23 protein-coding genes are annotated in these 22,076 nt (G+C 63.5%); 6 read left to right on the forward strand and 17 right to left on the reverse strand.

The features are described from left to right. Nucleotides 1–7: 7 nt before the first annotated feature. The 12 genes from QRN70_RS26115 to QRN70_RS26170 form a co-directional block, all read right to left on the reverse strand. Entirely contained in the window at nt 8–604 is a 597-nt protein-coding gene (locus QRN70_RS26115; protein ID WP_285420737.1) for a nucleotidyltransferase family protein, read from the reverse strand. After that, nucleotides 601–1,581 (reverse strand): XdhC family protein, encoded by a 981-nt coding sequence (locus tag QRN70_RS26120; protein ID WP_285420738.1) that lies wholly within the window; start codon nt 1,579–1,581, stop codon nt 601–603. The genes QRN70_RS26115 and QRN70_RS26120 overlap by 4 nt, the downstream gene beginning before the upstream one ends. Then, a complete protein-coding gene (locus QRN70_RS26125; protein ID WP_285420739.1) occupies nt 1,581–3,902 on the reverse strand; it encodes a xanthine dehydrogenase family protein molybdopterin-binding subunit in 2,322 nt (773 codons plus the stop codon). The genes QRN70_RS26120 and QRN70_RS26125 overlap by 1 nt, the downstream gene beginning before the upstream one ends. Beyond that, a complete protein-coding gene (locus QRN70_RS26130) occupies nt 3,899–4,369 on the reverse strand; it encodes a (2Fe-2S)-binding protein (protein ID WP_285420740.1) in 471 nt (156 codons plus the stop codon). The genes QRN70_RS26125 and QRN70_RS26130 overlap by 4 nt, the downstream gene beginning before the upstream one ends. A 301-nt stretch (nt 4,370–4,670) precedes the next feature. Further along, nucleotides 4,671–5,690: a UDP-N-acetylmuramate dehydrogenase gene (gene murB / locus QRN70_RS26135; protein ID WP_285420741.1), complete on the reverse strand. Its 1,020-nt coding sequence runs from the start codon at nt 5,688–5,690 to the stop codon at nt 4,671–4,673. Further along, nucleotides 5,687–6,151, reverse strand: a complete 465-nt coding sequence (locus QRN70_RS26140; RefSeq protein WP_285420742.1) for a low molecular weight protein-tyrosine-phosphatase — start codon at nt 6,149–6,151, stop codon at nt 5,687–5,689. The genes murB and QRN70_RS26140 overlap by 4 nt, the downstream gene beginning before the upstream one ends. Continuing rightward, entirely contained in the window at nt 6,151–6,915 is a 765-nt protein-coding gene (gene kdsB, locus QRN70_RS26145) for a 3-deoxy-manno-octulosonate cytidylyltransferase (protein ID WP_285420743.1), read from the reverse strand. Before kdsB ends, QRN70_RS26140 begins: the two co-directional genes overlap by 1 nt. Then, the gene (locus QRN70_RS26150) at nt 6,912–7,097 is read right to left on the reverse strand and encodes a Trm112 family protein (protein ID WP_003179363.1); all 186 of its coding nucleotides are present in this window, start codon (nt 7,095–7,097) and stop codon (nt 6,912–6,914) included. The genes kdsB and QRN70_RS26150 overlap by 4 nt, the downstream gene beginning before the upstream one ends. 24 nt (nt 7,098–7,121) lie before the next feature. After that, entirely contained in the window at nt 7,122–8,132 is a 1,011-nt protein-coding gene (gene lpxK / locus QRN70_RS26155) for a tetraacyldisaccharide 4'-kinase (RefSeq protein ID WP_285420744.1), read from the reverse strand. Next, a complete protein-coding gene (gene pocB, locus QRN70_RS26160; RefSeq protein WP_285420745.1) occupies nt 8,132–8,560 on the reverse strand; it encodes a flagellar polar localization protein PocB in 429 nt (142 codons plus the stop codon). The genes lpxK and pocB overlap by 1 nt, the downstream gene beginning before the upstream one ends. Then, entirely contained in the window at nt 8,557–9,192 is a 636-nt protein-coding gene (gene pocA / locus QRN70_RS26165) for a flagellar polar localization protein PocA (protein ID WP_285420746.1), read from the reverse strand. The genes pocB and pocA overlap by 4 nt, the downstream gene beginning before the upstream one ends. A gap of 111 nt (nt 9,193–9,303) precedes the next feature. After that, entirely contained in the window at nt 9,304–11,538 is a 2,235-nt protein-coding gene (locus tag QRN70_RS26170; RefSeq protein WP_285420747.1) for a DNA internalization-related competence protein ComEC/Rec2, read from the reverse strand. Nucleotides 11,539–11,674: 136 nt separating this feature from the next. On the opposite strand from QRN70_RS26170, the gene QRN70_RS26175 reads away from it, so the two are divergent. After that, nucleotides 11,675–12,193, forward strand: a complete 519-nt coding sequence (locus tag QRN70_RS26175; RefSeq protein ID WP_285420748.1) for a DUF2062 domain-containing protein — start codon at nt 11,675–11,677, stop codon at nt 12,191–12,193. A gap of 53 nt (nt 12,194–12,246) precedes the next feature. Here QRN70_RS26175 and QRN70_RS26180 read toward each other — a convergent pair whose 3' ends face one another. The 4 genes from QRN70_RS26180 to QRN70_RS26195 form a co-directional block, all read right to left on the reverse strand. Further along, nucleotides 12,247–13,026 carry an ABC transporter permease gene (locus QRN70_RS26180; RefSeq protein ID WP_285420749.1) on the reverse strand — a complete coding sequence of 260 codons (780 nt, stop codon included), beginning with the start codon at nt 13,024–13,026 and terminating at the stop codon, nt 12,247–12,249. After that, on the reverse strand, nt 13,023–13,955 hold the full coding sequence (locus QRN70_RS26185; protein WP_285420750.1) for an ABC transporter ATP-binding protein: 933 nt from the start codon (nt 13,953–13,955) through the stop codon (nt 13,023–13,025). The genes QRN70_RS26180 and QRN70_RS26185 overlap by 4 nt, the downstream gene beginning before the upstream one ends. Before the next feature lie 133 nt (nt 13,956–14,088). Further along, nucleotides 14,089–14,712, reverse strand: a complete 624-nt coding sequence (locus QRN70_RS26190; protein WP_285420751.1) for a glutathione S-transferase family protein — start codon at nt 14,710–14,712, stop codon at nt 14,089–14,091. A 44-nt stretch (nt 14,713–14,756) separates the two neighbouring features. Continuing rightward, on the reverse strand, nt 14,757–15,428 hold the full coding sequence (locus QRN70_RS26195; RefSeq protein ID WP_285420752.1) for a transglutaminase-like domain-containing protein: 672 nt from the start codon (nt 15,426–15,428) through the stop codon (nt 14,757–14,759). 247 nt (nt 15,429–15,675) lie between these two features. On the opposite strand from QRN70_RS26195, the gene QRN70_RS26200 reads away from it, so the two are divergent. Beyond that, nucleotides 15,676–18,123 (forward strand): acyl-CoA dehydrogenase, encoded by a 2,448-nt coding sequence (locus tag QRN70_RS26200; protein WP_285420753.1) that lies wholly within the window; start codon nt 15,676–15,678, stop codon nt 18,121–18,123. A gap of 74 nt (nt 18,124–18,197) precedes the next feature. Beyond that, the gene (locus tag QRN70_RS26205) at nt 18,198–18,605 is read left to right on the forward strand and encodes a PA2817 family protein (protein ID WP_285420754.1); all 408 of its coding nucleotides are present in this window, start codon (nt 18,198–18,200) and stop codon (nt 18,603–18,605) included. A gap of 65 nt (nt 18,606–18,670) precedes the next feature. On the opposite strand, the gene QRN70_RS26210 is transcribed toward QRN70_RS26205, so the two are convergent. After that, complete coding sequence (locus QRN70_RS26210; RefSeq protein ID WP_285420755.1) at nt 18,671–19,669, reverse strand: LysR family transcriptional regulator; 999 nt, start codon at nt 19,667–19,669, stop codon at nt 18,671–18,673. 90 nt (nt 19,670–19,759) lie between these two features. Between QRN70_RS26210 and QRN70_RS26215 the strand changes: the two genes are divergently transcribed. The 3 genes from QRN70_RS26215 (at nt 19,760) to QRN70_RS26225 (ending at nt 21,887) form a co-directional block, all read left to right on the forward strand. Beyond that, entirely contained in the window at nt 19,760–20,386 is a 627-nt protein-coding gene (locus tag QRN70_RS26215; RefSeq protein ID WP_285420756.1) for an alanyl-tRNA editing protein, read from the forward strand. Nucleotides 20,387–20,476: 90 nt separating this feature from the next. Then, nucleotides 20,477–21,247 (forward strand): 2OG-Fe(II) oxygenase, encoded by a 771-nt coding sequence (locus tag QRN70_RS26220; RefSeq protein ID WP_285420757.1) that lies wholly within the window; start codon nt 20,477–20,479, stop codon nt 21,245–21,247. A 1-nt stretch (nt 21,248) separates the two neighbouring features. Beyond that, nucleotides 21,249–21,887, forward strand: coding sequence for a LysE family translocator (locus QRN70_RS26225; protein WP_285420758.1), 639 nt, complete (start codon nt 21,249–21,251; stop codon nt 21,885–21,887). Nucleotides 21,888–22,076: the final 189 nt, after the last annotated feature.

Here is a 22,076-nt window from a genome sequence, read left to right on the forward strand (position 1 = left end):
CGATCTTTCAACCCGTGGTGAACACCAGCGCCGACGGTACATCGATATCCCACAGCACGCCGGGATCATCCACCACCACTTCAATAACCCGCCCCTGCTTGAACAACGGTCGGGCCCCGCGATCGCCGGACAATGCCTGCAACTGAGGGCCGAACGAACGCCCGAAGCCAACCGGATGGCCATATTCCCCCGCCTGAACCGGCACACTGACTGCATCGTCAGCCATTGCCGCCGCCACCCGCTCGATACTCGACGGCAGAATAAACGGCATATCTCCCAGCACAATCAGCCAGCCATCGAGGTCGGCACACGCCGCCACACCGGCGGCGATGCTGTCGCCCATGCCGCTGGACTCGATCGAGACAATGTCACAGCCATAGGCCTGCGCCATGCGCATCGCCTGCGGCCGCGCCTGCGTGGTGACCAGCACACGCTTGTCGAGACTCGCCGGCAGACTCAGCAACACCTGCTCGATCACCGACCGCACCGCGCCGTCGCGCCCGGTGCAATCAGCCAGCAACTTGTCCTTGTCGGCACCTGCCACGTCGCGAAAGCGCCTGCCCTCGCCCGCCGCCAGCACGATGACACCGATGGATCGACTCATACGCTCTCCACTGCCTTCTTCTGTTTCAGCTCGACGCCGTTCTTGATCGCAACGATCTCCGCCAGCAGCGACAGGGCTATTTCTGCCGGCGTGTGGCTGCCGATGTGCAGACCGATCGGCCCGTGCAAACGGGCAATGGCCTCTTCTGACAAGCCTAGCTCAGCCAGATTGGCACGGCGTTTCTGGCTGTTGACCCGCGAACCCAACGCTCCGACGTAGAAGGCCCTGGAGTCGAGCGCCGTGAGCAGCGCCATGTCATCCAGGCGCGGATCATGGGTCAACGCGACAATCGCCGTGCGCTCGTCGGTCTGAATGTTCAGCACGGCTTCGTCCGGCATGCCGGCAACGAACCGCCCATGCTGGTCTTCCCAGCCATAGACGAACTCGCTGCGCGGATCGCAGATCAGCACCTCGAAATCCAGCAACCGCGCCATCTCGGCCACATAGCGCGACAACTGCCCGGCGCCGATCAGCAGCAAGCGCCAGCGCGGGCCGTAGATAGCCCGCAGCGTCTTGCCATCGAACGTCAGCGCATCCTGTTTGCTCGCCGCCGACAGCTGCACTTCGCCGCTGTCGAGGTTCAATTCGCGGGCAACGATTTCGTGGGCCTCGCAGCGCGCCAGCAATTCGGCGACCCAGGCCGGATCGCCGACGCGCTCCTCGGTCAGGCGCAAGGTGCCGCCACAGGGCAGCCCGAACCGCGCCGCCTCTTCGCGGGTCACGCCATAGGTGATCAATTGCACCGGTGGCCCGTCGGCGGCAATCCGCCCGTCGTGCAGCCGCGCGATCAGGTCATCCTCGACGCAACCTCCGGACACCGAGCCAATCACCACGCCATCCTCGCGCAGCGCCAACATCGCACCAGGTGCCCGAGGCGCAGTGCCCCAGGTCTGCACCACGCTGAACAGCACCACGCGCTGCCCGGCGCGGCGCCACTCCAGCACGCTGCGCAGAACGTTGAGATCGACGCTGTCCATCACGCCTGCGCCTTTTGCCAGCCTTGCAACTGATAACGCACCGGCAGGCTGCGAATGCGCTGGCCAGTGGCGGCGAAGATGGCATTGCACAGCGCCGGCGCAATCGGTGGCACGCCCGGTTCGCCGACGCCGCCCAATGGCACCTCGCCCGGCGGCGTCACCAGATGCACCGCGACCTCCTTCGGCGCCAGCGACATGCGCGCCACTTCATACATGTGGAAGTTGTCCTGCTGCACCTTGCCATCCTTGAAGCTGATCTCGCCCCACACGGCGTTGCCCAGCCCCATCACACACGCCCCCTCGAACTGCGAACGGATGCGCTCGGGGTTGATCTGCGGCCCGCAATCCACGGCGATATCGGCCTTGTGCACGATCAGCGTGCCGTCGTCCTTGACCTCGACTTCGATCACCGCCGCCACATAGGTGACGAAGCTGTAGTGCACCGCCAGCCCGAGGCCGCGCCCCTTGGGCAGTTGCCGGCCCCAACCGGCAGCCTTGGCCGCCGTTTCCAGCACGGTGCGCATGCGCGCCGTATCGATCGGATAGCGCTCGGGGGACTCGCCGTAGTTCCACTCTTCGCTGAGCGTGCGCGGATCGATCTGCCGATCCGGGCCGAGCAGCTTGATCTGGTATTTGAGCGGGTCTTCGCCGGCCTTGTGCGCCAGCTCATCGACAAAACTCTGGATCGCAAAACCGTGGGGAATGTTCGACACCGAGCGATACCAGCCGACCCGCGTGTGCACCGTGGCCTCGGGGTTCTCCAGGCGCACATTGGGGATCGCGTAAGCCATGTTGGTGAAGCCCATGCCCAGCTCGAATGCCGCTTCGTGATTCATGCCAGGGGCGAACAGCGCAGTGATGCTCGGCGCCACCGTGCGGTGCAGCCACGCGGCCGGCAGGCCATCCTTGCCGACGCCAGCCTTGAGGTATTCGGCGGACACGGTATGGAAATACGAATTGTGGATGTCATCTTCCCGGGTCCATTGCACCCGCACCGCCTTGCCGGGGAATTCCTTGGCGAGGATGGCCGCTTCGATGACGAAATCCGGTTTCGACTTGCGGCCGAAACCGCCGCCGAGCAGCGTGACGTGGAACGTCACGTTATCGAACGGCAGGCCAAGGCGTTCGCTGATTCGCTCGCGGGTGACCTGCGGCGCCTGACTCGGCGCCCACGCTTCGCAGAGACCGTCCTTGTAGCGGGCGATGGCGACCATAGGCTCCATCGGTGCCTGCGCCAGGTGCGGCAGGTAATAGGACGCCTCCAGGGTGCTGGCAGCGCTGCTGATCGCCTTGTCGATATCGCCGGTGTTACGCACCACCTTGCCCGGTTTCAGCGACGCGGCTTCCAGCTCCTTGCGATAGGCAATCGAGTCGTAACTGGCGTTGGGGCCGTCGTCCCATTCGATGTTCAGCGCCTCGCGGCCCTTGAGCGCGGCCCAGGTGTTGCTGGCGATCACGGCGACGCCGCCCAATGGCTGAAACTCGGAGGGCAGCGGACGCCCTTCGATCTGCAGCACCTTGAGCACGCCCGGGACTTTCAATGCAGCGCTGTCATCCAGGCGCTTGACCTTGCCACCGTACACCGCCGGACGGGCGATGACGGCGTAGAGCATGCCGTCGAAATGCACGTCGGCACCGTAGACCGCGCGACCCTTGACGATGTCCTCACCGTCGATGGCACGGGTGCCTTCCTTGCCGATATAGCGAAACTCCGACGCCGGTTTGAGGCGCAGACTGTCACGGGCCGGTACCGGCAACGCACTGGCTGCGGCGGCAAGTTCGCCGTAACCCAGTTCACGCCCGGAGGGTTTATGCAGCACTTTGTGCAGCTGCGCCTGGCATTCGCCGAGCGGTACCTGCCATTGTGCGGCGGCGGCCTGCTCGAGCATGGTCCGGGCCGCGGCGCCACAACGGCGCATCGGTTCGTACCAGTGGCGCATGCTGCGCGAGCCGTCGGTGTCCTGGTTGCCGTAGCGCACTTCATCGCCCGGCGCCTGCTGCACTTTGACCCTGGCCCAATCGGCTTCCAGTTCGTCTGCCACCACCATGCTCAGGCTGGTGCGTACGCCCTGGCCCATTTCCGAGCGGTTGCAGACCACGGTCACCGTGCCGTCGGCGGCAATGCTGACGTAAACCTTGGGATCGTCGATCCAGCCGTTGGGCATGCCGTCGGCACCGAACTTTTTCGGCTTGTCTTCGGCCAGCGCATTCTGCCAGCCCCAACTGGCGGCCAGCACCAGCGCACCGGTGGCCCCGACTCCCTTGAGGAAGCCGCGCCGGCTGAGGTTGCTGAGGGCGAAATCGTTCGGCAACTGGCTCATGCCTGGGCCTCCTTCAGGTGCGTGGAGGCCTGGCGGATCGCCGTCTTGATCCGGTTGTAGGTGCCGCAACGGCAGATGTTGCCGACCATCGCTTCTTCGATCTGCGCGTCACTCGGATCGGGGTTGGTCTTGAGCAGCGCAGTCGCGGACATGATCTGCCCGCCCTGACAGAAACCGCATTGCGCCACCGCGGTATCGAGCCAGGCCTGCTGGACGATCTGGCCGATCGGATCGGCGTGCAGGTTATCGATGGTCGAGACGTTCTGCCCGGCTACCGAGCCGATCGGCGTGATGCAACTGCGCGCCGGCGAGCCATCGATATGAATGGTGCACGCGCCGCACAGGCCCATGCCGCAACCGAACTTGGTGCCGTTGTAACCGGCGACATCGCGAATGGCCCAGAGCAGCGGCATGTCTTCGCTGACATCGAGTTGATGGTCCTGGCCATTGAGTTTCAGGGTAATCATGGGCACGCCCGCATATTCTTGGTGGTTATGGGGTCGAGCAATCTGCCGCCGGAATCAGCGGGTGGTTCGCGCAGATCGACTCAGGCTAATCGGCTCTCTTGCGCGGACGGGAAGGTCTGCACCGGGCCTTTGGTGAAGCAAATGACTTGCATCGTTAGGTGGCTAAGTTAACCCAGCATTAACTAAAAAGCCCTGCTCGGACAGGGCTTTTCAGTTGCAGGTTGCCAGCTACCAGCCGCCAGTCAGGCTCACAATGAAGAAATTGTAGCTTGGCGCTCGAAGCGTGCGGCGCGCAGCGGCTTCAATAGCGGTTGGGCTCCATTTCCAGCTCGACATGGAAACGTTCGGCAATGTCCTTCTGGATACGTTGAGCCAGCTCCAGCAGTTGCAGGCCGGTCGCCGCACCGTAGTTGACCAGCACCAGCGCCTGCAACGCATGCACGCCGGCATCGGCCTCGCGGAAGCCCTTCCACCCGGCGCGCTCGATCAGCCAGCCAGCGGCCAGCTTCATCTGCCCGTCCGGTTGCGCGTACGCCACCAGATCCGGGTGTTGTTGCTTGATCTGCGCCACCAGCGCGGCTGGCACCAGGGGGTTCTTGAAGAAGCTGCCGGCATTGCCGAGCACGGCCGGGTCCGGTAGTTTCTCGCTGCGAATGCTGCAAATCGCGCGACTGACGTCGGCAGGCGTCGGTTGCTCGATGCCCTGCTCAGTCAGGCGCTGGCGCACCGGGCCGTATTCCAGGTGCAGGTGGGCAACGCGGTGCAGCGTAAAGCGCACCCGCAGGATCAGCCAGCGCCCCGGTTGCTGTTTGAACAGGCTGTCGCGGTAGGCGAAGTTGCACTCTTCCAGGCTGAAATCGCGCAGTTCGCCGGTCTGGCGATCCAGCGCGGTCAGGCCGGCGAACACATCCTTGATCTCGACGCCATAGGCACCGATGTTCTGCATCGGCGCGGCACCGACGGTGCCGGGGATCAGGCTGAGGTTTTCCAGGCCCGCCAGACCTTCGGCGAGGGTGTGCTGGACGAACGGATGCCACGGTTCCCCCGCCTCCGCTTCGAGCACCACGCGGTCGCCGTCATCGCTGATCACGCGGATGCCGCGACTGGCCATGCGCAGCACCAGCGCCTGGATATCGGCGGTGAGCAGCAGATTGCTGCCGCCGCCAATCACCAGCAACGGCACATCATGGGCCGCCGCGTACGCCACGGCTTCGCGCACATCGGCGTCGCTGTGGGCTTCGGCAAACAGTTGCGCGCGGACATCGACGCCAAAGCTGTTGAACGGTTTCAGGGAAACCTGCGCTTGTACCTGCAGACTCATAAGCGCCCCTTCACTTCGATCAGCAATTGATCGCAGGCCTGCTCGATCAGGTCCAGCACCTGTTCGAAGCCCTGGTCGCCGTCGTAATACGGGTCCGGCACTTCATCGACCGCGCCGGCATAACGACGCAGGAACAGATCCAGCTCGGCCTTGGCGGTGGACGGTTGCAGCGCCTTGAGATTGCGCAGGTTGCTGTGGTCCATTGCCAGGATCAGGTCGTAACTGGCGAAATCGGCACGGCTGACCTGCTGCGCGCGTTGCGCTGACAGGTCATAACCACGCAGCCTGGCCGCTGCCTGACTGCGTTTGTCGGGTGGATTGCCGACGTGCCAGTCGCCGGTACCGGCGGAGGCCACTTCGACCTGATCGGTCAGCCCCGCTTCGCGCAACTTGTGGCGCAACACGCCTTCGGCGGTGGGCGACCGGCAGATGTTGCCCAGGCACACGAACAGAACGCGCATCAGGCCTCCAGCAGGCGACGAACGCGCTCGAGGTCTTCGGCCGTGTCGACGCCGGTCGGCGGGGCGATCAACGCATCGGCGACGTGGATGCGCACGCCGTGCCACAGGGCACGCAGCTGCTCCAGCGACTCAGTGTTTTCCAGCCAGCACGGGCCCCAGCTGACGAAATCCTGGAGGAAACCGGCGCGGTAGGCGTAGATGCCGATATGGCGGCGATATGGCACGCCTTGCGGCAACTGCTCGCGGCTCTTGGCGAAGGCATCGCGGGCCCAGGGCAGGGTCGCGCGGCTGAACGTCAGCGCCAGACCGTTGAGATCGCTGACGACCTTGACCACGTTCGGATTGAACAGCGTTTCCACGTCCTCGATCGGCTCGGCCAGGGTGGCCATGCGCGCTTCGGTGTGGGCCGCGAGGTTGGCGGCGACCTGATCGATCACGCTCGGCGGAATCAGCGGTTCATCGCCCTGCACGTTGACCACGATGGCGTCGGGTTCCAGGCCCAGCTTGGCCGCGACCTCCGCCAGCCGATCGGTGCCGGAATTGTGGTCTTCACGGGTCAACACCACTTCGGCGCCGAACGCCTGGCAGGCCTCGACGATACGCGCATCGTCAGTCGCAACGACCACGCGGCTCGCGCTGCTTTTGCTCGCCTGTTCCCAGACGTGCTGGATCATCGGCTTGCCGGCGATCGCCAGCAACGGTTTGCCCGGCAAGCGGGTGGAGGCGTAGCGCGACGGGATGACAACGGTGAAGGCGGTGGTCATTTATCCAGACGCTCGTCGGTGGTCAGGGTGCGGGCCTCGCTTTCGAGCATCACCGGAATGCCGTCGCGGATCGGGTAGGCCAGGCCGGCGCCCTTGCTGATCAGTTCGGTCTTGTCGGCGCTGAGCTTGAGCGGGCCTTTGCAGACCGGGCAGGCGAGGATGTCGAGCAATTTGGTGTCCATGAACATTCCCTGGATAAAAACGAATTAAGGCAAAAGCCGATCGGGCAGCAGGCGCATCAACTGCGTGTCGAACCAGGCCACGAAGGCCGGCGACGGCAGCGCATCGACCGCCAGGTACCACCAGTCGGCGGCAGCGAAGGCGCGGCACTTCACCGCGTCCTTTTCAGTCATCACCAGCGGCAATGACGGCGTGAAACTCAAGGCCTGCACGCTGTATTCGGCGTGGTCGGCAAACGCGTGGGGCACTGGCCGCCAGTCTAGCGCTTCGAGGGTCTTGAAGAAACGTTGCGGATTGCCGATCCCGGCCACTGCGTGCAGGGCCTGGCCGGGCGGAAAATGCGTCACCGGGCGACGTTCGCCGCTGCGCAGATTGACCAGCGCGGCAGGTTGCAGGTGGAAGGCGAAACCGCCGTCGCGATCCGCCGTGGCGCCGTTGAACAGCACGCCGTCGACGCTTTGCAGACGCTCGACCGGTTCGCGCAACGGGCCGGCCGGCAGGCAGCGCTGGTTGCCCAGGCCTCGCGCGGCATCGATCAGCACCAGCTCCAGATCCCGCGCCAGGCGGTAATGCTGCATGCCGTCGTCGGAAAGGATCAGGTCCAGCGGTTCGCTGGCCAGCAAGGCTCTGACCGCGGCGCTGCGATCCGGATCGATCATCAGCGGCACGCCGGTGCGCTGGACGATCAGCAGCGGTTCATCGCCGGCGATATCCGCCGTCTGATCGGCTTCGACACGCCACGGCAGCTGCGCCGGTTTGGCGCCATAGCCACGACTGACCACACCGACGCGCAGGCCACGGCGCCGGCAGTGTTCGATCAGCCAGAGAATCATCGGCGTCTTGCCGGTGCCACCGACGGTGATGTTACCGACCACGATCACGGGCACCGGCGACTGGTAGATCGTCCCTTCGCCATTGAGAAAGCGCTGGCGCTTGCCATCGACCACGCGGCGATACAACCACTCCAGCGGCCGCAGCAACGTCAGGGCCGGATGCCCCTGGTACCACGCGGCGAGCAGACGATCAGACATGGCCATCAGGATTTGGGCGCCGCCTCGACCGTGGTCATGCGCAAATGGCTGAAACCGAGCTTGCCGGCCGCGTCCATGGCAGTGATCACCGATTGGTGCTGGGTCTTGCCGTCGGCACTGATCGACAACGGCATGTTGGTGTCGCCATTGGCTTCTTTCTGCATGGCGTCCATCAGGGTTGCCAGGTCATTCTTCGGCAGAATCTTGTTGTTCACCGAGAAAACGCCCTCTGCACTGATGGCCACGTCCAATTGCTTGACCTGCTGATCCTCGGCCGGCGAACCGCTGACCGCTTCCGGCAGATCGACGCGCAACTGGGTCTCGCGGGTGAAGGTGGTGGTCACGACGAAGAACAACAGCAGGATGAACACCACGTCGATCAGCGATGCGAGGTTGATATCCACCGTTTCCCGCGGTTTGCGACGGAATTTCACACTTTGCCCCCGGCCAGATCGACGTCACGGTCGCCCTGCACCACCTCGACCAGTTTGATCGCTTCCTGCTCCATGCCGACCACCAGTTCATCGATGCGTCGTTGCAGGAAACGGTGGAAGAACACCGACGGAATACCGACCATCAAGCCGGCTGCCGTGGTGATCAGGGCCTTGGAGATACCCCCGGCCAGCACCGAGGCATTGGTGGTCATGCCCGAACCGGTGAACGCACTGAAAATATCGATCATGCCCAGCACCGTGCCCAGCAGACCGAGCAACGGCGCCATGGCAGCGATGGTCCCCAGCGCATTGACGTAGCGCTCGAGCTCATGGATGACCCGGGCCGCGGCCTCTTCGATGCATTCCTTCATGATCTCGCGACCATGCTTGGAGTTGGCCAGGCCCGCGGCGAGGATTTCCCCCAGCGGCGAGTTGGCGCGCAATTCCTTGAGTTTTTCCTTGTTGAGCTGCTTGTCCTTGATCCACACCCAGACCTGGCCGAGCAGGTGCTCCGGGGTCACGCGGCTGGCGCGCAGGGTCCACAGGCGCTCGGCGACGATCGCCATGGCGGCGATGGAACTCAGAATGATCGGCAACATCATCCAGCCGCCGGATTTGACCAATTCCCACACAGTGACAGCCCCCTCGAAAAAGTGCGCCACTTTACCATACCGGTTACCGATAAAGACCCGCCGCCCCGACGACCGTGATGTCACCCGCGCAGCGCCCGTGTTCAACCGTCTTCAAGGCCCCGCCGGCGGTGGTTCGCGCCAGAACCGACGCTGTTGGCGCAGCGTTCGCGCCGGTTGAAAACGCCCCAGTTGCAGATGAATGGCGCCCTGCTCGGCGCTGTCGAGAATGTGCACGCCGTGCTTGCGGTAGCGGGCGATGACCAGCGGGTGCGGATGGCCGAACGCGTTGCCCTGGCCGCGCGAGATCAGCACGGCGCGCGGGCGCAGGGCCTTGAGCAGCGCCATCGACGAGGAGCTGCGACTGCCGTGGTGCGGCGCCTGCAGCCATTGCGTCGGCACTGCCAGCGAACTCTTCAGCAACGCCTCTTCGGCGGCGCTGTCGATGTCGCCGGTCAGCAGCAGACGCTCGCCGTTGGCCTCGATCTGCAGCACGCAGGAGCGCTGATTGCTGTCGCCGGCCTGCGCCCATTGCCAGAGCGCGAAACTGACCCCGTCCCATTGCCAGCGTCGCCCGCTGGCGCAAATGTCGGCCTGCAGTTCGGCGGGAAGTGCGGGAGGATCACCGCTGATCACCCGCTCGACCACCACACTGCGTGCCACCGCCTGGGCGCCGCCGGCGTGATCGGCATCGGCGTGGCTGAGCAACATCAGGTCGAGGTGCGCGATGCCGAGTTTGTGCAAGGCCGGCGCCACCACCCGCTCGCCGACATCGGCATCGCCCAAGCGCGGCCCGGCGTCGTACAGCAACGCATGCTCGCGGGTGCGGACCACAATCGCCAGACCCTGGCCGACGTCCAGTTGCCAGATCTCGGCCATGCCCGGCGCCGGACGCTCGCGGGGTGGCAACGCCAGGATCAGCAGCAGTGGCCAGCCCAGCGGGCGCAGGGGCACGCCGCGCGGCAACAATAGAAGAAACGTACCGAGGCCACCCAGCATCCACACCCACCACGGGACCGTCATCGCTATCCAGGCCGGCCAGCGCCCGGCAATCTGCCCCAGCACGATGAACAGCCAGTCAATCAGCCCGCCGGCCAGCCACAGCAACCCTTCACCGATGTACGGCAGCGGCAGCAACAGACAACCGAGCAACGCCGTCGGCAAGACCAGCAGACTGACCCACGGCACGGCGAACAGGTTGGCGAACGGCCCGCTGAGGCTGATCGGCAGACTCAACGCCAGCAGCACCGGGCACAGGCCGAGCGCGATCAGCCACTGCGCGCGTGTCCATGTCTGCCACCAGCGCCACGGGCCGAGCCGTCCGCCGAAGGTAAAAATCAGGATTGCCACCGCGGCGAAGGACAACCACAGCCCCGGACGCAGACTGGCCAGCGGCTCCAGCAGCAACACGCCGTTGAACGCCAGCAATAACGGCCACCAGGCGCCGAGGTGGCGAAAACGCAGACGCCACAACAGCACCAGCGCGACCATCACGCAGGCCCGCTGCACGGGTACATCGAACCCGGCCAGCAAGCCGTAGCCGAGGGCGGCGGCGAATGCCAGGCCGCAGGCCCAGGGCAGCCACGGCCAGCGCGGCGGCCAGCAACCGAAGCGCGCCAGCCCCGCCACCAGCCCGTACAGCACCGCTGCCAGCAGCGCGATGTGCTGACCGGAAATCACCAGCAGGTGCACGGTGCCGGTGTCCTGCAGGATCTGCCAATCCGCGCGACTGAGCCCAGAGCCATCGCCGAGCACCAGTGCCGCCAGCGCCGCACCGCGCCCCTGCGCATCAACGGCGAGCAAGCGCTGGCGCAGGCTGTCACGCCAGGCCCCGCGCGCGGCGGCTAGGCGCTGGCCGTCCTTGACCGTGCCGCTGGCCCCGATGCGCTGCGCCAGCATCCAGGCTTCGTGGTCGAACGCATCGGGGTTGAGCAGGCCGCCGGGGCGCCTGAGTTTTACCGCCAGGCGCCAGCGCTCGCCGCTGTTGAGCGGCGGTCCCGCGTACCAGGCCAGGCGCAGCAACTTCGGCAGCCGGGTGCGCCGCGCCTGGGCGTCGGCCAGTTCGAAGCGCACCACGCCATCGCCATGCTGCGGCAAACCGACCACCCGCCCCTCGACCCAGCGCGTCTCGCCGTCCAGCGCCAGCGGCAGGCGATCAATCAACGCCCACTGCGCGCTGATGCTCGTCCAGCTGAAGCCGAACAGCAGAAACGCCAGCGGATAGCTGCGAAACGGCAGCAGCATCACCGCCACCAGCGGCAGTACCAACATCAGCCCGACCGGCGGCAGGGCCGGCAAAAAAACCGGGGCCAGCAGACCGACTGCCAGCGCCATCATCCCTGTGCGCATACGCCCGTCCTTGAGAGTCCCGTCTCTAGGCATAGCGGTTGCGGCGCACGGCTGTCGTCAACAATTGTCACAAAGTCTGAATGGGCACTCTCTAGAATCCAGACATACTTGCCGCCTTGACCGACCGAGAAGCCTTATGCCCCGGCGCTTATTCAAACGATACATGCCCGACCCGACGAGCATCAGGGAACACAAATCCTTACGCTTTCTCGGCAAGTTGCTGCATGACCCGAACCTCTGGCACCTCAATCGCCATTCGGTGGCCCGGGCCATGGCGGTCGGCCTGTTCGCCGCGTTCCTGCCGATTCCCGCACAAATGCTGGTGGCCGCCGTACTGGCGATCATGGTGCGCGGCAACATGCCGATTGCCGTCAGCCTGGTCTGGCTGACCAATCCGATCACCATGCCCGCGGTCTTCTTCTGCACCTACCAGGCCGGCGCCTGGCTGATGAATGTCCCGGCGCGTACCTTGCCGGATTCGCTGACCTGGGAATGGATCAGCGGCGAACTCGCAACGTTGTGGCAACCGTTCCTGCTGGGCTCGGTGGTGGTCGGGCTGGTGCTCGGCGCCCTCGCCTACTGCGTGGTGATGATGTACTGGCGCTGGTGGGTAGCCCGGCAATGGGCGCGGCGCAAGAAAAACCGCCTGTCCTGAACGCAAAACGGCCTCCACTGTGGAGGCCGTTTTCATTGGCAGCTTGCGTCGGATCAGGTGCGCATCCCGCGGCCGCTGACCAGCAGCCGCGCGCACCCGACATACAGCACCACGGTGGCCACCAGCATGAAGGTGATCGCGATACCGATGCGGATGTCCGACACGCCGAGGATGCCGTAGCGGAAGGCGTTGACCATGTGCAGCACCGGGTTGGCCAACGACACGGTCTGCCAGAACGGCGGCAGCAGGGTGATCGAGTAGAACACGCCACCGAGGTAGGTCAGTGGGGTCAGCACGAACGTCGGAATGATCGAAATGTCATCGAAGTTGCGCGCAAACACCGCATTGATGAAGCCCAGCAGCGAGAAAATCGTCGCCGTCAGCACCACCACCAGGATGGTCACGCCCAGATGATGCACCTGCAAATGGGTGAAGAACAGCGACAGCAGGGTGACGATGATGCCGACCATCAGCCCGCGCAGCACGCCGCCGAGGGTGTAGCCGATCAGGATGGTGTGCGGCGAGACCGGCGAGACCATCAGCTCCTCGATCGAGCGCTGGAACTTGCTGCCGAAGAAACTCGAGACCACGTTGCCGTAGGAGTTGGTGATCACCGACATCATGATCAACCCCGGCACGATGTACTCCATGTAGGTGAAGCCACCCATGTCGCCGATCTGCCGGCCGATCAGGTTGCCGAAGATCACGAAGTACAGAACCATGGTGATCGCCGGCGGCAGCAGGGTCTGCGGCCAGATCCGGGTGAAGCGCCGCACCTCGCGGTAAACGATGGTGTTCAGGGCGACGAGGTTGGGGCGGAACTCGGAACTCATACCGCCACCTTCGACAGATTTTTCTCCACCAGGGACACGAACAGCTCCTCGAGGCGATTGGTTTTGTTACGCAGGCTCAGCACTTCGATGTTCTGCTGCGCAAGTTGGGTGAACAGCGCGGTGATGCCCATGGATTTGTCGACCTGGACTTCCAGGGTATGGCTGTCGAGCAACCGCGCCGGATAGCCGAGCAGCTGCGGCGCGACGTTCAGGTCGTTTTTCAGGTCGAGCAGGAAGGTTTCGACGTGCAGCTGGCCCAGCAGTTGTTTCATGCTGGTGTTCTCGACGATGGTGCCGTGGTCGATGATGCCGATGTTGCGGCACAGCTGCTCGGCCTCTTCCAGGTAATGCGTGGTGAGGATGATGGTGATGCCTTTCTGGTTCAGTTCGGTGAGGAATGTCCACATCGACCGACGCAGCTCGATGTCGACCCCGGCGGTCGGTTCGTCGAGGATCAGCAGGCGCGGTTCATGCACCAGAGCGCGGGCAATCATCAGCCGTCGCTTCATGCCGCCGGACAGCGAGCGCGACGGCACATCGCGCTTGTCCCACAGGCCGAGCTGGGTCAGGTACTGCTCGGCGCGTTCCTTGGCGACTTTCGCCGGAATGCCGTAGTAACCGGCCTGGGTCACGACGATGTCGAAGGTCTTTTCGAACTGGTTGAAGTTGAATTCCTGGGGCACCACGCCGATCGAGCGCTTGAGCGCCGCGGGGTTCCTGTCCAGGTCATGGCCAAAGATATTCACCGTACCGCTGGTCTTGTTGACCAGGGTCGAGAGAATGCCGATGGTCGTGGATTTGCCGGCACCGTTGGGGCCGAGCAAGGCGAAAAAGTCACCTTCGGCGACGTCCAGATCGATACCACTCAAGGCCTGGAACCCGTTGCCGTAGGTTTTGGTTAGCTGCCGGATGGACAGAGCGGAACTCATATCTGATTTACGCACCAAGAAGGGAAGAAAAGGAAAGATTGGGCCGGGCGGCGAACAAAACAACCACGGCGCATGAACGCAATGGTGCTTGCCGCCGCCACACAAGTACAGTCAAGTGTGTCGATAGTTATTATCAAGTCAACGCGGTCATGACCGCTTTGCGATAGGCCGGACGCTGCTGCAGACGTGCGTACCAGGCCTCCAGATGCGGCTGCGCGGCTCGCTCGATCGGCATCTCGAACCAGGCATAAATGAAACTGCCGAGGGGAATGTCGCCCATGCCGATTTCGTTTCCGGACAGATATGGCTGGCTGGCAAGGGCCTGGTCGGCCATGGCCAGCAGCGCCGTGCATTCCTCGATCGCCGCGTTGATTGCAGGCCAGTCCTGCTTGTCCGCCGGCGTGCGCACGACGCCCCAGAACACGGTGCGAAAGGGTCCGGCAAAACTCGAGGTGGTCCAGTCCATCCACTTGTCGGCGATGGCCCGGGACTGCAGGTCGGGCGAGTACCACGAGGTCCCGCTCGCGTGTTTGGCCAGCAGGTAACGCACGATGGCATTGGATTCCCACAGCACGAACCCGTCGTCTTCAATGACCGGTACGCGGCCGTTCGGGTTCATCGCCCGGTACTCGGGTGTGTCGACTACGCCGAACGCGCCACCGGCATCAATCGCTTCGTACGCCAGCCCGAGTTCTTCGGCAGCCCACAACGGTTTCCTGACATTCGACGAATTCTTGCGACCCCAGATCTTCAGCATGACCGCCTCTTTTCCAATGAAGTGGGCCAGCAGCATACGCCGGATCAGGCGCGGCTGACATCACGCGGCAGCTCACTGTGCATGTCACCCAGCAACACGGGCTGTTGATCGCCGAACAGGTGCGGATAGCATTTTTCCAGGTGCTCGAAAAAGAACGCCTGCGGGACATCGGCGAACTGACCGTGATCGATCAGGTACTCCATCAGTTGCGCGCCGTCGCGATTGAACGGGTGGAAAACGCTGTCATCGATGCCGTCGAACTCCAGTGGCGCGACGTTGAACAGCTCGCACAACTGCTGGTTGAACGCCGGCGTTGCCTTGACCCATCTGCCGTCGAGAAACAGCTCGGTGTAGCCGTGCATGGCGAACACGTCGCTTCTGAGCAACGCCAGCAGGCGCGGGGTCGACAGGTGATTGCGCACGTCCGCCAGACCGATGCGCGCGGCAATCCCGCAATGCCGCGCACACCCCGCGAGCAGCGTGGCCTTGGGCACGCAGTAGCTTTCCCCGGTCGCCAGGGCATAACTGCCGCACAAGGTATTCGGGTCCCGGCTGAAGGTGTACGGGTTGTAGCGCACCGCCTCGCGCACCGCGTAATAGAGGCTGATCGCCTGCGCGCGCGGATCGCGACTGGCGCCGCGGTGCTGCTCGGCGAACTCCACCACGGCCGGGTGGTCACTATCGATGAAGCGGCCGGGACTCAAATACTCGCGCATGACGGCTTTCTCCTGGATGAATATCGAGTCTAGCGAGCGCCTGAGCACAGAGATAACGACGTTTCGGCCAAACATGGACGCAAAGCCGCGTAATGAACGAACGATTTCCCACGCGTGTTGCCCACCGAAACTACAAAAGCCGTCCAAGGTTTCCCACGTTTTCAATCACCTTGCTCTGACCACCCTGTTTTGCAGATGCCGTCTAAGCTCTGGAGGGTCGTTCGCCCTGGTTCACGGAGGATTAAATATGCTGTTGTTGTGGATACTGGTTCTGGTCGTCGGCGTGGCCTATCTGGCCCACCGGCGCATTGCCCCGCTGCCTGCGCTGGGCATCGTCGCCGCCTACCTGCTGGCCATGGGCATTTTCAGCCGGGCGCCGGGTTGGCTGCTGCTGGTGTTCTGGGTGCTGCTGGCGGTGGTCGCCGTGCCACTGCTGTTGCCTGACCTGCGGCGCAAACACTTCAGCGCGCCGCTGTTCAACTGGTTCCAGAAAACCCTGCCGCCGATGTCACAGACCGAGCGCGATGCGATCGATGCCGGCACTGTCTGGTGGGATGGCGAACTGTTCAGCGGTCGTCCGGACTGGGACAAACTGCTGGCCTACCCCAAGGTGCAATTGAGCGAAGAGGAACAGGCCTTCATCGATGGTCCGACCGAAGAACTCTGCGCGATGGTCAGCGACTGGCAAATCGGCCAGGAAATGGACCTGCCCGCCGCAGCCTGGACACACATCAAGGAACACGGCTTCTTCGCCTTGATCATCCCCAAGGAATTTGGCGGCAAGGGCTTCTCCGCCTATGCCCACTCGCAGGTGGCGATGAAACTGGCGACCCGCAGCGGCGACCTCGCCTCCACCGTGATGGTGCCCAACTCCCTCGGCCCGGCCGAGCTGCTGCTGCATTACGGCACTGACGAACAACGCAACCATTACCTGCCACGCCTGGCCCGTGGCGACGACATTCCATGCTTCGCCCTCACCGGCCCGCTGGCCGGCTCGGACGCCGGGGCGATGCCTGACACCGGGATCATCTGCAAAGGCCAATGGCAAGGTCAGAAAACCCTCGGCCTGCGCCTGAACTGGGAAAAGCGCTACATCACCCTCGGCCCGGTCGCGACCCTGCTCGGCCTGGCCTTCAAGGCCTATGACCCGGATCACCTGCTCGGCGACAAGGAAGACCTGGGCATCAGCCTGGCTTTGATCCCGACCGATACCCCCGGTGTCGAAATCGGCCGTCGGCACCTGCCGCTGGGCGCTGCGTTCATGAACGGGCCGAACTCGGGCAAGGACGTGTTCATCCCGCTGGACTACCTCATCGGCGGTCAGGACATGCTCGGCAAAGGCTGGATGATGCTGATGAACTGCCTGTCGGTCGGGCGGTCGATTTCGCTGCCGGCGGTGGGCACCGGGGCGGCCAAGTTCACCAGCCTGGTAACCGGTCAATACGCGCAGATCCGCGAACAGTTCAACGTGCCGCTGTCGGCGTTCGAGGGCATTCAGGAAGCCATGGCGCGCATCGGCGGCAACGCTTGGATGATGGACGCCGCGCGCATGCTCACGGCCAACGCCGTGGACCTCGGCGAGAAACCCTCGGTACTGTCGGCGATCCTCAAGTATCACCTCACCGAACGCGGTCGCGAATGCATCAGCCACGCCATGGACGTGCACGGCGGCAAGGCGATCATCATGGGCCCGAACAACTATCTGGGCCGCAGCTGGAACGGCGCACCGATCTTCATCACCGTGGAAGGCGCGAACATCCTCTCGCGCAACCTGATGATCTTCGGCCAGGGCGCGATCCGCTGCCATCCATTCGTGCTCAAGGAAATGGCCCTCGCCGGCCGCGAGGACAAGGAACAGGCGCTCAAGGAGTTCGACGGCCTGCTGCTCAAGCACATCGGTTTCGCGGTGAGCAACGCCGCCAGCACCCTGGTGCTGAACCTCGGCTTCGGCCATTTCGAACGCGCTCCCGGCGACAAGCTCAGCCAGGGCTACTTCCGCGCCCTCAATCGGCAGGCTGCGGCCTTCGCCATGCTCGCCGACCTGAGCATGATGCTGCTCGGCGGTGAACTGAAACGCCGCGAGCGTCTGTCGGCCCGTCTGGGTGACGTACTGAGCAACCTGTATCTGGCGTCGGCAGCGCTCAAGCGTTACCACGACCTCGACTCCCCGGCGTACATGGAACCGCTGTTCACTTGGGCCATGGAAGAAAGCCTCGGCCAGTCGGAAAAGGCTCTGGACGAATTGCTGAGCAACTTCCCCAACCGCCTCTTCGGCTGCCTGTTGCGGGTGATCGTGTTTCCATTCGGTCGCCGGCACAAAGGCCCATCGGACCGCCTCGACGCCGAGGTGGCCGCGGTGATCGGTCGAGCCAAGGGCGATCCGGCCCTGGAGCAATTGCTTGCCGGTTGCTACCGCCCGCAATCGGCGGACGACGCGGTCGGCGCCCTGCAACACGCCAGCGACCAGCTGACGGCCGCCCAACCGCTGCACAAGAAGCTGCACAGCGCGCTGAAAAGCGGCCAGGTCAAACCGGCCGCCGGCGAGCACGCCATCGATGCGGCGCTGGAAGCCGGGGTGCTGCAGGCCGGGGAAGCGCAGACCCTGCGCGACGCCGAAGCAGCGCGGCGCAAAGTGATCGACGTCGATGATTTCGACAAGGAAGAACTGATGCAGGCGGCGGGCAAGGTCCGCTGATCCCCGGCATCGTATAAAAACGGGCGCAGGGGCTTTATACTTCTGCGCCCGTTTTGCTCTTGAGGACTTATCTCGTGTCCAACGTCGTTGCCGATCATCTGGTTTTGCTCGACCATCTGCGCAGTATCCTGGTCGCCGTAGGTGAGGCCGATCAGGTTCCCGAAGAAAGCCATGCTTTGTTCCTGGAGCGCTTTGATGAATTGCTGGCCTCCCTGCCGATCGAGCCGATCGAAAGCCAGTATCTGGGCCAGGACATCCTGACCCAAGTGATCTCCCGCTACCCGCAAATTGCCCACCTGATCCCGCGTGATCTGCTGTGGTTTTTCGCCGGCGACTGCCTGCATTACCTGTCCGACGAAGAAATCGACATGTATCAGGCCCTGGAAGAACGTCGCTACGAAGCCGAACAGAACGACGAGCCGTTCGACTGGAACCAGGAAAAGCAATTGCTGGCGATGTCGGATCAGGACAGCAGACACTGATCCTGCACCGCCCATGAAAAAAGGCCCGCCTGGTGATCCAGGCGGGCCTTTTTTTCTATTGAAGGTCAGAGCAGGCCGTCGCTTTCCGGCAATTCATACTCCATCGACACCCGCGCCGCACCGGTGGCTTTTCCCGGTTTGCTCAGGGTCGGCTCCTTCTCCAGGCACTCGACCAGATAATCGATGAACACGCGCAGTTTCGGCGGCAGATAGCGCGTCGGCGAGTGCAGCAGCCACAGACCGCCATGGTAGGAGGCGAGGAACGTCCAGTCCGGCAGAACCTGCTCGATCAACCCTTGCTCCAGGGCATAGCGAGCAGTGAAGTACGGCAGGCTGCCGATGCCGATATGTTGCAGCACCGCCCCCAGACGCACGCCGGTGTGATTGGCGGCGTAGCGGCCGCGCACGCCGACGGTCACCGCTTTGCTGCCTTTCTTGAATTTCCAGCGCGCATCGCTCGGGGTTTCGCCAAGGTAGATGCAGCTGTGGTTGAGCAGATCGTGCGGGTGTGTCGGCGTGCCATGTTCGGCCAGGTACTGCGGCGTCGCACAGAGCAGATGGTCGATGGTCAGCAACTGGCGACCGACCAGCCCGGCGGGCGGGCGATCGGTGATGCGAATCGCCAGGTCGACATGATCGTCGATCAGATCGACCTGGCGGTCTTCCAGCAACAACTCGACGTCGACCTTGGGATAGCGCCGGAGAAACTCCGGCATGTGCGGATGAATCACGAACCGCCCCACTGCTTTCGGCACGCTGACCCGCACCAGACCTTCCGCTTCATGGGTGAACTGGCCACTGATCTCCATCACCGACCTGGCTGCGCTGACCATCTCCTGACAACGCTTGAACACCTCTTCGCCGCCGTCGCTCAGGCGCAGTTTGCGCGTGGTGCGTTGCAACAGCCGTGTGGCCAGCGCCTTCTCCAGACGGGAAATGCTGCGACTGACCGCCGACGGCGACGAGCCCAGTTGCCGGGCTGCCTCGGAGAAGCTGCCGGTCTCCACGACCTTGACGAAAATCGCCATTTCACCGAGCAGCGGCAGCGGGAGATTTATGCTCACAGCGCAACAGTCCTTTGATGTTTGAACGGATTATCACGTTATTACACGATTCATATAATAAAAATAGAAACTTTAATAAGGGCATGGAATATGACGCTTCGCCTCTTTTTCCATAGTGATGACCTCAAGGCCAATGTGGAAGTCCTCGACTGTTCGCCCCACGAAAACGAATTCGCCGTGGTGCTGCGCGCCACGCTGTTTCATCCGCAAGGTGGCGGCCAACCGTGCGATACCGGCTGGATTGGCGAGAGCCAGGTGCTGCGAGTGGTGCAGGACGGTGACCGGATCATTCATTACGTCGACCGTGCGCTGCCGCTCGGCATGACGCCGATCCGCGTCGACCAAGAGCGCCGTTGCTTCAATACCCGCATGCATTCGGCCGGTCACCTGATCGGCCATTTCGTGCAGGCCCTGGGCTGGATGCCGATCAAGGCCCACCATTGGCCGGACGAAGGCCGGGTGCAGTTCAAGCCGGGCGAAACCGCGCAGGACGTCGATCCGCAAACCGTTCAGTACGGCATCGGCCAATGGATCGAGCACGACCTGCCGCGCCTCACCTCGCTGCGCGAGGGCGCACGGGAAATCGGATTCGGCGAACTGCCGGCCTATGGCTGCGGTGGCACCCATGTACGAAGCCTGAAGGATCTGGGCACAGTCACGATCGCGTCACTTTCGCAGAAGAAAGGCACGCTATCGATCCACTACAGCGTGGATTGAAGATTTCGGACGATGCCCTGCGCATCGTCCGGCGCCGGGGGAGCCGCACTCGCCGGCTCCGTTGACTATTCGATAGATGGACCTACCCACATGATGCTTGACGTCGAGCGTCTCGATGAGACGTGCATAAAAAAACTGGCCAACGAAGAAGTCCTCGCTGTGCGCGTCAAAGGCTTCCTGCCCGAAGCGCTGGCGATCCAGATTGGCGACAAGATTCTCGCTCCCGGTTTCGAGGGTTATATCAATGCGCCGAGTATCGGTCGCATCGGCATGGCGTTCTACGAGGCGGAAAACCAGCCGTTGCTGATCGAGGATTACTTCGCTCGCGCCACCCGCAACATCGCCGAACTGCGCACTCGCTGCGCGCCGTACTCCTCGCCGGTCGACACCCTGCGCTGCATGCTCGACGAGTCGTGGCCGGCCGGCGCGCACCTGGAAAACCTCTACGGACGCAAGATGTACGTCGGCCTGTCTCGGGTGGTCAAACCCGGGGTGTGCTTCCTTGCCCACCACGACATTTTCGCCAAGGACGCCCCGGACAGTTTCCAGGCCCGCAGCCTGGAGGCGCAGTTCGCCTGCAACGTGTACCTGAACATGCCGACCGAGGGTGGCGCGCTGCAGATGTGGAATGACGATGTCACTCCGGATCAGTTCGACGAAATGCGCGGCGACAGCTACGGCATCGACCCGGCACTGCTCGGCCCGCCGGCGCTGGAGGTGCGTCCCGAGCCCGGCGACTTCATCATGTTCAACTCGCGACGCATGCACTCGGTGACCCCGGGCGTGGCGGATCCGCGCCTGAGCCTGTCTTTCTTTGTCGGCTACCGCGGCAATGCTTCCCCCCTGACTTTCTGGAGCTGAGATGTTATCGAACTACCTGGGCGAGTTTCTGGCGCTGGCTACCATCCACTTTCTGGCCGTGGTCGCGCCCGGCCCGGACTTCGCCGTGACCATTCGCCAGAGTGTGCGTTTCGGCCGCCTGGTCGGTATCTGCACGGCGCTGGGCATCGGCGCGGGGATTTCCGTGCATGTGCTGTACACCCTGCTCGGTGTCGGCGCGCTGATGCACACCACCCCCTGGTTACTGACCGTGGCCAAAGTGATCGGCGGCGCCTACATCCTGTACCTCGGCGTCAGCCTCTTGCGCAGCAAACCGAAGTCGGCGCTCGAAGGCGAAAAGACCGGCGATGAGCCATTGGTCGAACAAACCCTGTTCAAGGCCTTCAGCACCGGTTTTCTGACCAATGCGACCAATCCCAAGGCGACATTGTTTTTCCTGGCGATCTTCACCACGATCATCAGCGCCAGCACGCCACTGCAAATTCAGGCGCTGTATGGCTTGTGGATGTGCTTCGTGAACGCGGCGTGGTTTGTGATCGTTGCGCTGTTTTTTTCCAGCAGCCGGGTGCGCTTGCTGTTTCTGCGCATGGGGCATTGGTTCGAGCGCACCATGGGCGTCGTGCTGATTCTGTTTGCCGGGCGGTTGATGCTGTCCTGGTAAATCCGCCTGAAATGCAAAGAGGCCCGCCGAATCGCTTCGGCGGGCCTCTTTTTTTGCCTGGCTGATGATCCAGCGCCGGCTATTACAAAAAATGCGCATACAAAAACGCCGCTCGATTGAGCGGCGTTTTTGTGAAATTGGAGCGGGAAACGAGACTCGAACTCGCGACCCCGACCTTGGCAAGGTCGT

The organism is Pseudomonas sp. efr-133-TYG-5 (assembly GCF_030209175.1).
Taxonomy (GTDB): domain Bacteria; phylum Pseudomonadota; class Gammaproteobacteria; order Pseudomonadales; family Pseudomonadaceae; genus Aquipseudomonas.

What these genes read in the sequence shown, in the direction of transcription:
- QRN70_RS26115 (WP_285420737.1), bottom strand. Translation starts at nt 604, where the DNA reads ATGAGTCGATCCATCGGTGTCATCGTGCTGGCGGCGGGCGAGGGCAGG.
- QRN70_RS26120 (WP_285420738.1), bottom strand. Translation starts at nt 1,581, where the DNA reads ATGGACAGCGTCGATCTCAACGTTCTGCGCAGCGTGCTGGAGTGGCGC.
- QRN70_RS26125 (WP_285420739.1), bottom strand. Translation starts at nt 3,902, where the DNA reads ATGAGCCAGTTGCCGAACGATTTCGCCCTCAGCAACCTCAGCCGGCGC.
- QRN70_RS26130 (WP_285420740.1), bottom strand. Translation starts at nt 4,369, where the DNA reads ATGATTACCCTGAAACTCAATGGCCAGGACCATCAACTCGATGTCAGC.
- murB (WP_285420741.1), bottom strand. Translation starts at nt 5,690, where the DNA reads ATGAGTCTGCAGGTACAAGCGCAGGTTTCCCTGAAACCGTTCAACAGC.
- QRN70_RS26140 (WP_285420742.1), bottom strand. Translation starts at nt 6,151, where the DNA reads ATGCGCGTTCTGTTCGTGTGCCTGGGCAACATCTGCCGGTCGCCCACC.
- kdsB (WP_285420743.1), bottom strand. Translation starts at nt 6,915, where the DNA reads ATGACCACCGCCTTCACCGTTGTCATCCCGTCGCGCTACGCCTCCACC.
- QRN70_RS26150 (WP_003179363.1), bottom strand. Translation starts at nt 7,097, where the DNA reads ATGGACACCAAATTGCTCGACATCCTCGCCTGCCCGGTCTGCAAAGGC.
- lpxK (WP_285420744.1), bottom strand. Translation starts at nt 8,132, where the DNA reads ATGGCCATGTCTGATCGTCTGCTCGCCGCGTGGTACCAGGGGCATCCG.
- QRN70_RS26170 (WP_285420747.1), bottom strand. Translation starts at nt 11,538, where the DNA reads ATGCGCACAGGGATGATGGCGCTGGCAGTCGGTCTGCTGGCCCCGGTT.
- QRN70_RS26175 (WP_285420748.1), top strand. Translation starts at nt 11,675, where the DNA reads ATGCCCCGGCGCTTATTCAAACGATACATGCCCGACCCGACGAGCATC.
- QRN70_RS26180 (WP_285420749.1), bottom strand. Translation starts at nt 13,026, where the DNA reads ATGAGTTCCGAGTTCCGCCCCAACCTCGTCGCCCTGAACACCATCGTT.
- QRN70_RS26185 (WP_285420750.1), bottom strand. Translation starts at nt 13,955, where the DNA reads ATGAGTTCCGCTCTGTCCATCCGGCAGCTAACCAAAACCTACGGCAAC.
- QRN70_RS26190 (WP_285420751.1), bottom strand. Translation starts at nt 14,712, where the DNA reads ATGCTGAAGATCTGGGGTCGCAAGAATTCGTCGAATGTCAGGAAACCG.
- QRN70_RS26195 (WP_285420752.1), bottom strand. Translation starts at nt 15,428, where the DNA reads ATGCGCGAGTATTTGAGTCCCGGCCGCTTCATCGATAGTGACCACCCG.
- QRN70_RS26200 (WP_285420753.1), top strand. Translation starts at nt 15,676, where the DNA reads ATGCTGTTGTTGTGGATACTGGTTCTGGTCGTCGGCGTGGCCTATCTG.
- QRN70_RS26215 (WP_285420756.1), top strand. Translation starts at nt 19,760, where the DNA reads ATGACGCTTCGCCTCTTTTTCCATAGTGATGACCTCAAGGCCAATGTG.
- QRN70_RS26220 (WP_285420757.1), top strand. Translation starts at nt 20,477, where the DNA reads ATGATGCTTGACGTCGAGCGTCTCGATGAGACGTGCATAAAAAAACTG.
- QRN70_RS26225 (WP_285420758.1), top strand. Translation starts at nt 21,249, where the DNA reads ATGTTATCGAACTACCTGGGCGAGTTTCTGGCGCTGGCTACCATCCAC.